The following is a 10,803-nucleotide window of genomic DNA, read 5'->3' as shown; positions in this document are numbered from 1 at the left end:
GAACTCATTGAGGTAGATATTCGCAAGAAGTGGAGACAAGTTCCCACCTTGCGGTGAACCTTCCTCTGTATCAATGACCACTCCATTTTCCATTACCCCACTTTTCAGATAACGCTTTATTAGTTGAACTACCCGTTCATCCTTCACATTCCTTCTGAGGAGATTGATAAGGATTTCATGATTCAAGGTGTCGAAATATTTTGATAAGTCCAAGACTACCGCAAAAGTGTAACCTTGTTCTGCGTATTCTTTTACCTTCTGTATAGCATCCTTTGCGCTTCTGTTTGGGCGATAGCCGTAGCTTCCTTCCGCAAACAGTGGTTCATAGATTGGCACTAACTGTTGAGTTATTGCCTGCTGAAGTGTTCGGTCTATCACGGTGGGTATGCCAAGCTTACGCATACCACCGTCTGGCTTAGGAATCTCAACTCGCCTGACTGGCGATGGGGTATACTTACCACGGTAAATACGGTCAGTTAACTCCTGTTGATGTTCCTTAAGGTACGGGAGTGCCTCTTCAATGGTCATACCATCTATACCTGGCGCTCCCTTGTTTGCCTTAACTCTTTTATACGCTCTGTTAAAGTTATCTTTATACAGTATCGCTTCCAAGAGCTTCGGCTGTGCACTGTCTCTTTCTTTCCATATCCGATTGAATGACCTAAGCGCTTTCGCATACCCTTCGTGTTCCGCACTATCTCTTTGCGAACAGCCATTATTTCCAATGTTTTCTGTCATAAACGGTCATTCCTCCTTTCTCGGTTATACTCAAGACTCCTACTGATTCAGTCCTTCGGTTAGCATGTCCATGTTTCCATGTCCATATCCCTACTATGACCTCTGCTGACTTCTGCATGTTCAGCACCGCCTCGTTTCCTTGTACGGTGGTTACTCCTTTCAGAGCATTTCACACAGACCTCCCTAGGTACCACACGTTTCTTCCTCTCCATCCATCTGCCTCATTTATCATGCATGATTCCGTGTAGTTATTGGGCTTCGACTTGGATTGCAGCCTTACCCTCATGCATAACCTCGTATGAGATTTCTGTACGTCAGACCAGAGATTTGCCCATGGTTAGTCTGTTCCCACATCCGGCTTCCTTCAGATTCCACCTCACGATGGACACCTTTTGCCTTCGGCTATATCCTTCCCACTACCGGGCGGATTCGGGACTTGAACCCGTTAGAAACGTGCGCCGCTAGGCGCACATAACAAAAGCTGTCACATCGAATGTGACAGCTTTTTATTATTTTGCATAATCAACAACTCTTGATTCACGGATAACGTTCACCTTAATTTGTCCAGGATAATCAAGCTCATCTTCAATTCTCTTAGAAATATCACGAGCCATGAGTACCATTTCGGCATCATTTACCTGGTCTGGAACGACCATGATTCGAATCTCTCTACCTGCCTGAATAGCAAATGATTTTTCAACGCCCTTGAAATCATTTGTGATTTCTTCAAGCTGCTGAAGTCTGTTTGAATAAGTTTCCAGTGTTTCCCTTCTCGCCCCCGGACGAGCTGCAGAAATAGTATCTGCAGCCTGTACAATACAGGCAATCAAAGATTCTGGTTCCACATCACCATGATGTGACTCTACTGCATTAATAACTGTATGATTTTCTTTATATTTTTTACAAAGTTCGGCACCTAATTGGATATGCGATCCTTCCATCTCATGATCCACAGATTTACCAATGTCATGAAGCAGTCCGGCTCTTTTAGCCATACGTACATCCACGCCAATTTCTGCAGCCAAAAGACCGGAAAGTTGTGCAACTTCAATCGAATGCTTTAAGGCATTTTGTCCGTAACTTGTTCTAAATTTCATCTTACCAAGAAGTCTTGTAAGTTCCGGATGAATACCATGAACGCCCACTTCCAAAGTAGCAGCTTCGCCTTCTTCACGAATCATATTTTCTACTTCTTTTTGAGCTTTTTCTACCATTTCTTCAATTCTTGCCGGATGAATACGTCCGTCAACAATCAATTTCTCTAAAGCAATTCTGGCAACTTCTCTACGAATTGGATCAAATCCAGATAAAATCACCGCTTCCGGTGTATCATCAATAATAAGATCAATACCGGTAAGAGTTTCAAGGGTTCGAATATTACGACCTTCTCTACCAATAATTCGTCCTTTCATCTCATCACTAGGAAGTTGAACAACAGAAATAGTTGTTTCAGCAACATGATCTGCAGCACATTTTTGAATAGCCGTTACTACATAATCCCTTGCTTTCTTACTTGCTTCCTCTTTTGCCTTTGCTTCAAGTTCTTTTACAAGTTTTGCAGCGTCTAATTTAACATCTTCTTCAACAGATTTCAGCAAAAATTCTTTTGCTTGTTCGGAGGTCAAACCAGAGATTCTCTCAAGTTCCTGTACACGCTGTGCATGAAGTTTTTCTACTTCCTGCTCTTTGCGCTTTAACTGCTCTTCTTTCGCATTATAGCTAGCTTCACGCTTCTCCATTCCTTCAATCTTCTTATCAAGATTGGATTCCTTTTGCTCGATTCTTCTCTCACTTCGTGAAATCTCGGATCTACGTTCTTTAATCTCCTTATCAAGATCATTCTTAGCCTTAATTGACTCTTCCTTAATCTCAAGCGAAGATTCTCTCTTTTTAGCTTCCGCTGTCTTTACCGCATCATCAATAATCTGACGAGCTTTATTCTCCGCATTCCCGATTGTAGAATTCGCATCGTTTTGGAGCTTCGAGCGCGTTACAAAAGCAGTTACAAATGCGGTTACAACAGCCGCAATTACAACACCTATAACAACGTATATCACAGGAGCACCTCCTTTATTTAATTTTCATTGTACAATATAAACATTTATTGCAAAAATAGATTACTCTATATCCTCAATATTTGTCATAATCACAACATCTTGATTATAATATTTTTACATATACTATGTCAAGCATTCTAGGAACATAGAACCACAAAGAAAAAGAGAAATTTCGGACAAATTCCAAAATTTCCCTTTTACTTGTCAAGACTCGCTCGCGAGTCTTGCGCGCCGGATTCGGGGCTGCTTCAGCAGACAAATTCCTGTCCGAATCCGTGCGCATCCTCGCGGAGCGTTTAACTCAGTCGGAGCTTGTACCCCGACTGAGTTAAGTTTGTCATCCCCCCACCTACGCTAACGCTTAGAGGTGGGGGATTTCTCCGACTGAGTTAATCTGATTCATCCGACATATTCTTCATCACTCGTAACACATCTTCGTTTTTGTATCCACGTCTAAGTAAGTATTGATATGTCTTTCTTTTCGAAGCCTCGTCAGAATTTTCAGGATTATATTTTCGTTTTTTAAGCAACCGAAAAATCTGCTTTTCTTCTTCCCAGTCTTCTATTTGCTCAAAAACAGTATCCACCAGCTGTCTATCGCATCCTTTTTGCAAAAGATCATAACGCATTCTTTGTTTCGACTTCGCTTCTTTGTGCTGTCTGATATAGGTTTGAATATATCGCTCATCATCAATGTAATGAAAAGACATCGCATATTGAATCGCATGTTCAATCAACATTTCAGGATAATGATTTTGCCGAAGTTTTTCTTGAAGCTGTGCCTGTGTACGATCCATCTTTTCCAATAAATAAAGCGTTCGTTTTTGGATGCGAATCCGCAGCACTTCCAAAATCAGATGACGATATGTACTTTCATCCATATCAGCCCCCTCTTCAAACTTAATATGCGGACAATCTTTTTGATAAAGCGGCAAAGTAATACCATTTTCTAATCCTATAAGATATTTTCCCTTTTTTTCTTTCTTAACATGAATGATTTCCATAAATCTATTCTTCCAAAGTCTCAGCTTCTTCTTGTGAACCTTCATCAAGATGATATGCTGCTCGAACCTTTTGTTCAACTTCTTCAAAAATTTGCGGATTCTCTCTTAAATAGGTCTTGGCATTTTCACGTCCCTGACCGATCTTCTCATCATTATAAGCATACCAAGCACCTGATTTATTAACGATTCCAATATTAACCGCCAAATCAAGCAAATCTCCTTCCCGTGAAATACCTTTTCCAAACATAATATCAAATTCTGCTTCTTTAAAAGGTGGCGCAACCTTGTTTTTAACAATTTTTACTTTCGTATGGTTTCCAACGACCTCACCACTTACTTTAATTGTCTCAACCCGACGCACTTCCATACGGATTGAAGAATAGAATTTCAATGCACGTCCACCGGTTGTAGTCTCAGGATTACCAAACATAACCCCAATCTTTTCACGAAGCTGATTGATAAAAATACAAATACAATTCGACTTACTAATTACAGCCGTTAATTTTCTCAGTGCCTGAGACATCAGTCGTGCTTGAAGTCCCATATGAGAATCTCCCATCTCTCCGTCAATCTCGGCTTTAGGAACAAGCGCAGCCACCGAATCGACAATCACAATATCAACAGCTCCTGAACGAACCATTGTCTCTGTAATTTCAAGTGCTTGTTCACCACTGTCAGGTTGAGAGATATACAGATTATCAATATCCACTCCGATATTCTTGGCATAAACCGGATCTAATGCATGCTCTGCGTCAATAAATCCGGCGATGCCACCGCGTTTTTGAACTTCCGCTATCATATGAAGTGCAACCGTTGTTTTACCGCTTGATTCCGGACCATATACTTCAATGATACGTCCTCTCGGCACGCCTCCAAGCCCTAGAGCAACGTCCAAGCTTAACGATCCAGTAGGAACTGTTTCAATATTCATATTGGCGCTCTGATCACCTAATTTCATAATCGAGCCTTTACCATAATTTTTTTCAATCTGTGCAATTGCACTGTCTAATGCTTTTAATTTATCTTCGTTCGCCATAATTCTACTCCTTACACAAACTAATGTTCGACTTCTTGCTAAAATAATATTACACTTCACATATACTGTCAAGCATTTTCCCGAAAATATGTTCGATAGTCTTTTTTGGGGGGATTTGAAATAAATTGAATATCAGAAAAGTTATTGCTATCTTATCATATGATTTTGTAACAAACAATACTATTTTTCTCCAACCTTTTATCTTCCCCCGCCTCTCCCTTAAATCTTAGCCAATTTTTAGCACAATAATTCGTACCGAAGCAATATCTTTTATCACTTTTTTGATACAAAAAGCTGTCGTATCACCTACGACAGCCCTCTTTATTCTCTTCCAAATTCAGATAATTCAAGGCCCTCATTTCGTTCCACTGTCATATTTACGCTCCATGCGTTTACAAACAATAACAATGGACGCCCTTTTAGATCTTGAATTTTCTTCATATCTGAAGTTCCACTTAATTTATCTAAATCAATTTCTTTATTCTCAATCCAACGAATGTGTTCATGTGGCATATTTTCCAAACGTATTTCAACGTTATATTCGTTCTCCAATCTGTACTTTAAAACGTCAAACTGCAAGACACCTACAACACCAACGATAATTTCTTCCATCCCGGTATTATACTCTTGGAAAATCTGAATCGCACCTTCTTGCGCAATCTGGTTGATACCTTTTACAAATTGTTTCCGTTTCATGGTATCAACCTGTCGAACCTTAGCAAAATGTTCTGGTGCGAAGGTTGGAATACCTTCGAATTGAAATTTATGATTTCCGGTTAAAATCGTATCGCCAATAGAAAAAATTCCAGGATCAAAAACGCCAATAATATCTCCTGCATATGCTTCTTCCACAATCTTACGATCTTGTGCCATCATCTGCTGTGGTTGCGAAAGACGAAGCTTTTTGTTGTTCCCCTGAACATGTATAACCTCCATGCCGGCGTCAAATCTGCCTGAAGTAATACGCATAAACGCAATTCTGTCTCTGTGCGCCTTATTCATATTTGCCTGGATTTTAAAGACAAACGCTGAAAAGTCTTCTGAAAACGGATCAATAAGCCCTATATCCGCCTTTCTAGGCAGCGGAGAAGTCGTCATTTTCAAAAAATGTTCCAAAAAAGTCTCGACACCAAAATTAGTCAAAGCCGATCCAAAAAACACCGGTGACAATTCACCTTTCGAAACCAATTCCTGATCAAATTCCGCACTTGCTCCATCCATCAGTTCAATCTCTTCAAACAACGTTTCTTTTTGCTCAGCTGTAATATATTCATCGATTTTTGGGTCATCAATAGACAAGCTAACCTGATGGCCTTCCTTAGTCCCTTTTAAAGTGTCAGAAAACAGTAATACCTGACGCGTATTTCGATCATAAACGCCCTTAAACTCTTTTCCAGAACCAATCGGCCAATTAATCGGACAAGTCGCGATTCCTAGCTCTTTTTCAATCTCATCTAAAAGATCAAATGTATCATTGGCATCACGATCCATCTTATTAATAAAAGTAAAAATCGGAATATGCCGCATGACGCAAACCTTAAAAAGCTTACGGGTTTGGGCTTCTACACCTTTCGAACCGTCAATTACCATAACGGCAGAATCCGCTGCCATAAGTGTACGGTAAGTATCTTCTGAGAAATCCTGATGTCCCGGGGTATCTAGTATATTGATGCAAAACCCATCATAATTAAATTGAAGAACTGAGGACGTAACAGAAATACCACGCTCCTTCTCAATTTCCATCCAATCCGACACCGCATGTCTTGCAGTCGCTTTTCCCTTTACGGAACCAGCCAAATTAATCGCTCCTCCATACAGCAAGAACTTTTCCGTAAGAGTCGTTTTTCCTGCATCCGGATGAGATATTATGGCAAATGTTCTTCTTCTTTCTATTTCCTTTCTTAAATCAGCCAAAATAATTAGCTCCTTCCAATTTTATATTGATATCATGGCGGAAAAAAACGCGAACATCAATTGCTTGATCTTCGCGTTTTGATATTTTACTAGTTATATTTACGTTTCCTAGCAGCTTCAGATTTTTTCTTACGCTTTACTGATGGCTTCTCGTAATGCTCTCTCTTACGAATTTCCTGCTGGATACCAGCCTTAGCACAGCTTCTTTTGAATCTGCGTAAAGCACTATCTAAAGACTCGTTTTCTTTTACGATTACTTCTGACATGTCACACCTAACCTCCCTCCAGTTGCGTATTGTGCATAATCAACTGTAAGGTAATATAATTGCACTATCATGTATTATAACAGAAATCTGCGAATAGTCAACTAATTTTCGCAAAAAACTGTGATTTTTTCTAAGAAAGCTGCTCTTCCATTACTATTTTAGCTTCTTTTAATGCATCCTGAATTCCTGCCGGGTTCTTTCCTCCGGCCTGTGCCATGTTCGGACGACCGCCACCGCCGCCGCCAACTTTAGAAGCAATTGCCTTAACAAGATTGCCTGCATGAGCCCCTGCTTTCATAGCATCATCGGTGGCCATAACAATCAGATTCACCTTGCCATCATTGGAAGATGCAAGCACTACCATACCACTTCCAATCTTTGCTTTCATCTGATCGCCAAGATCGCGAAGGCCATTCATATCAACACCTTCTACACCAAGAGCAAGCAGTTTAAATCCTTTTACTTCCTGAATCTGGCTATCCACATCTCCAATAGAATCCTGAGCAGCTTTGCTCTTTAAGGATTCCACTTCACTTTGAAGTGCTTTGTGTTCCTCAAGCAGATGCGAAATACGCTCTAACAGATCTGACGGATTTGTCTTAAGTAGTTTCGCAGCCTCATTTAACTTCTCTTCAAGTTGCGCATAATATGCTAATAAAGCTTCCGAAGTAAGTGCTTCGATACGACGAACACCGGCAGCCACTCCACTTTCAGAAATAATCTTAAAAGCGCTGATTTCCGCCGTATTGGCCACATGAGTACCACCACATAACTCGATAGAAAAATCCTCTACCTTTACCACACGGACTTCTTCACCGTATTTTTCTCCAAACAATGCCATTGCACCGGTCTTTTTGGCTTCATCCAAACTCATAACCTGCGTCACAACATCAATGGAAGCTGCAATCTTATCATTAACAATTTCTTCCACTTTCTTGATTTCTTCGTCTGTCATTGCCTGAAAATGAGAAAAGTCAAAACGAAGTCTTTCTTCATTTACATCAGAACCAGCCTGCTCTACATGTGAACCTAATACTTCACGAAGTGCTTTTTGCAGAAGATGCGTTGCGGTGTGGTTTCTTGCTGTTAACGCACGTTTTTTAGCATCTACCTTTAAAGTTACCTTATCAGATGTCTTTATCATACCCGAAAGCATGCGTCCGACATGTCCAATCTTACCTCCGACGAGTTTCACGGTATCTACAACTTCAAAACGACCATCTTTTGTTTCGATAATACCGGTATCCGCATTTTGACCGCCCATAGTCGCATAAAACGGAGTTTTATCAACAATAATCGTACCCTGATCTCCGTCCGAAAGTGCTTCAACCACTTCCTCTTCTGTTGTAAGTGCAAGTACCTTAGCTTCATGCACTAAAGAAGTATAACCGTCAAATTCTGATGTCAAAGAAGTATCAAGCTGTTCATATACAGTTGCATCTGCTCCCATATAGTTTGTTTCTTTACGGGCACTACGGGCTTTTTGTCTTTGCTGTTCCATACATGCCGTAAATCCATCCATGTCCACAGTCATACCGGCTTCTTCTAAAATCTCTTCCGTAAGGTCGATTGGAAATCCATAAGTATCATAAAGTTTAAATGCATGCTCACCGGAAAGCGTTTTTGTGCCTTCCTTTTTCATGTCATCTTGCATGCCCTTTAAGATTTCAAGACCCTGGTCAATTGTTTTATTAAACTTTTCTTCTTCCTGTGTTAATACCTTGAAGATAAATTCTTTCTTTTCATCTAGTTCCGGATATCCGTCTTTCGATTCATTAATAACCGTCTCCGAAAGTTTCGCAAGGAATGTTCCGTCAATTCCAAGTAATCTTCCATGTCTTGCCGCACGACGAATCAGACGACGAAGCACATAGCCTCTGCCTTCATTTGATGGCATAACACCGTCGGAAATCAAAAATGTTGACGAACGAATATGATCCGTAATCAGTCGGATGGATACATCATCCATGGCATCTGTCTGATAGGTTTTACCCGCCATCTTACAGATTGCATCACGAATTGCCTTCATTGTATCAACGTCAAAAACAGAATCTACATCCTGTACGACTACAGCGAGACGTTCAAGGCCCATACCGGTATCAATATTCTTTTGTGCAAGCTCTTCATATCCACCCTTGCCATCGCCTTCAAATTGTGTAAATACATTGTTCCAAACTTCCATAAAACGATCGCATTCGCAACCAACTTTACAATTTGGATCTTTACATCCGTATTTTTCCCCTCTGTCATAATAAATTTCCGAACACGGGCCGCAAGGTCCTGCCCCATGTTCCCAAAAATTATCACATTCTCCTGTTTCAGGATCTCTGTAAAAACGGGTAATCTTTTCAGCAGGAACTTTAATTTTTTTGGTCCAAATCTCAAAAGCTTCTTCATCTTCGCCATAAATAGACGGATACAGACGATCTTCTTCTAATCCTACTACCTTTGTTAAAAATTCCCACGACCAGGTAAGTGCTTCTTCTTTAAAATAATCTCCAAAAGAGAAATTACCAAGCATTTCAAAAAATGTTAAGTGACGCGCTGTCTTACCAACATTTTCAATATCTCCGGTACGCACGCATTTTTGGCAGGTTGCCATACGTGTCTTTGGTGGAATTTCCTGTCCTGTAAAATATGGTTTGAGCGGAGCCATTCCCGCATTAATCAATAAAAGTGATTTATCATTATGGGGAATAAGCGAATAACTGCTTTCCACCAAATGACCTTTACTTTCAAAAAAATCCAAAAACATCTTACGAAGTTCATTTACTCCATAACTTTTCATGATGATGTATCCTCCATCGTTTCTTTTATATCCGCAATCTCTAGAATATCATACGAAGCCGGCGTTTTCAATAATGACGATTACAAAACAAAAGATTCATTTTCTTTCGTAATCTCATGCACTACTGCGTTCGACCAGTAAAAATCATATGTTCGCTTCATATCCTTAAGCACTTCATACCGTCTCCAAAAATGCATCGGAAACAGATGCCTGGCACTTGCAATTTCAAGAAAATAACGCATTCCCCAGGTAGATGCCTCCCCAATTCGAAAATCAAATGGCACAAAAGCAACATCAAACAAAACACCTTCTACCGGTTTTAAATACGTCTTATATTTTAACGCCATCTCCTCACGCTCTTTAGTCGAATCATCCGGCCACGTCCACCAGTTCAAGTCACCGCCGTGATAAATTCGCTTTCCTTCACAACAAACCACAAAAGCGACCCCACAGTCTGTCGAAGGCAGCGTCATAATCGCACACTCTCCAACCTGATATTGCTCAGCTCCCTTAACGAACAAAATGTGTTCCTTAATCTGCGGATCATATCCATGTCGTTTTAAATAATTCGGACTCATTTTGATATCATGTGACAAGATAAAATAAACATGCTTACAAACAGCATTTAATTTCAAAACAGATATATCGTAATGATCCCTGTTATGAAGTGACCTTTGTCAAGCAGGAAAGCCTCAACAAACTTTCCACCTGATAATTGTCACATTTGTTATTGTCTGACAGCATCTGGAAAGAGCCAGTTTAACAGTCTCCGGCATGTAGCCACTCTGTTATTCGTGGATTGGTTACCAACAGGCTAATGGTCCGCCGAGAGCCCTGCTATCTATTATCGTGGATCACGGTTTCCCGTGCGCACATAGGGAGAACGCAGTTGGCTCGAACCGTCTTGTCATATTGGCTCCTCCCAGATACCGTCAGCACTATTTACTTGTTATATTGGGCAGAAATCTGCACTTTGTTGCTGATTTCTGCTTGATTATCA

General features: G+C 40.4%; 8 protein-coding genes. All 8 read right to left on the bottom strand.

Annotation, left to right across the window (positions count from 1 at the left end; all coding sequences use genetic code 11):
- A partial coding sequence (locus tag BLS20_RS13355) for a reverse transcriptase domain-containing protein (RefSeq protein WP_242870594.1) occupies positions 1-738 on the bottom strand: 738 nt, incomplete at its 3' end.
- A gap of 509 nt (positions 739-1,247) precedes the next feature.
- Positions 1,248-2,795, bottom strand: a complete 1,548-nt coding sequence (gene rny, locus BLS20_RS13345) for a ribonuclease Y (RefSeq protein WP_090174841.1) — start codon at positions 2,793-2,795, stop codon at positions 1,248-1,250.
- Positions 2,796-3,184: 389 nt separating this feature from the next.
- Positions 3,185-3,799, bottom strand: coding sequence for a regulatory protein RecX (locus BLS20_RS13340; RefSeq protein ID WP_176762427.1), 615 nt, complete (start codon positions 3,797-3,799; stop codon positions 3,185-3,187).
- A 4-nt stretch (positions 3,800-3,803) separates the two neighbouring features.
- The gene (recA, locus tag BLS20_RS13335; protein ID WP_090174839.1) at positions 3,804-4,835 is read right to left on the bottom strand and encodes a recombinase RecA; all 1,032 of its coding nucleotides are present in this window, start codon (positions 4,833-4,835) and stop codon (positions 3,804-3,806) included.
- 321 nt (positions 4,836-5,156) lie between these two features.
- The gene (locus tag BLS20_RS13330; protein ID WP_090174838.1) at positions 5,157-6,749 is read right to left on the bottom strand and encodes a peptide chain release factor 3; all 1,593 of its coding nucleotides are present in this window, start codon (positions 6,747-6,749) and stop codon (positions 5,157-5,159) included.
- A gap of 89 nt (positions 6,750-6,838) precedes the next feature.
- Positions 6,839-7,015 carry a 30S ribosomal protein S21 gene (gene rpsU, locus BLS20_RS13325; protein WP_090174837.1) on the bottom strand — a complete coding sequence of 59 codons (177 nt, stop codon included), beginning with the start codon at positions 7,013-7,015 and terminating at the stop codon, positions 6,839-6,841.
- A 130-nt stretch (positions 7,016-7,145) separates the two neighbouring features.
- Entirely contained in the window at positions 7,146-9,803 is a 2,658-nt protein-coding gene (gene alaS, locus BLS20_RS13320) for an alanine--tRNA ligase (protein ID WP_090174836.1), read from the bottom strand.
- A gap of 80 nt (positions 9,804-9,883) precedes the next feature.
- A complete protein-coding gene (locus BLS20_RS13315; protein WP_090174835.1) occupies positions 9,884-10,381 on the bottom strand; it encodes an MBL fold metallo-hydrolase in 498 nt (165 codons plus the stop codon).
- Positions 10,382-10,803 lie beyond the last annotated feature (422 nt).

Origin of the sequence: Eubacterium oxidoreducens, from assembly GCF_900104415.1 — a bacterium.
Classification (GTDB): Bacteria; Bacillota; Clostridia; order Lachnospirales; family Lachnospiraceae; genus Eubacterium_C; species Eubacterium_C oxidoreducens.
This window is presented reverse-complemented; position numbering and strand designations above follow the sequence as displayed.

Excerpts from the sequence above, each read along its gene's own strand:
- BLS20_RS13315 (WP_090174835.1), bottom strand. The coding sequence starts at position 10,381 with ATGAGTCCGAATTATTTAAAACGACATGGATATGATCCGCAGATTAAG.
- BLS20_RS13340 (WP_176762427.1), bottom strand. The coding sequence starts at position 3,799 with ATGGAAATCATTCATGTTAAGAAAGAAAAAAAGGGAAAATATCTTATA.
- rpsU (WP_090174837.1), bottom strand. The coding sequence starts at position 7,015 with ATGTCAGAAGTAATCGTAAAAGAAAACGAGTCTTTAGATAGTGCTTTA.
- alaS (WP_090174836.1), bottom strand. The coding sequence starts at position 9,803 with ATGAAAAGTTATGGAGTAAATGAACTTCGTAAGATGTTTTTGGATTTT.
- recA (WP_090174839.1), bottom strand. The coding sequence starts at position 4,835 with ATGGCGAACGAAGATAAATTAAAAGCATTAGACAGTGCAATTGCACAG.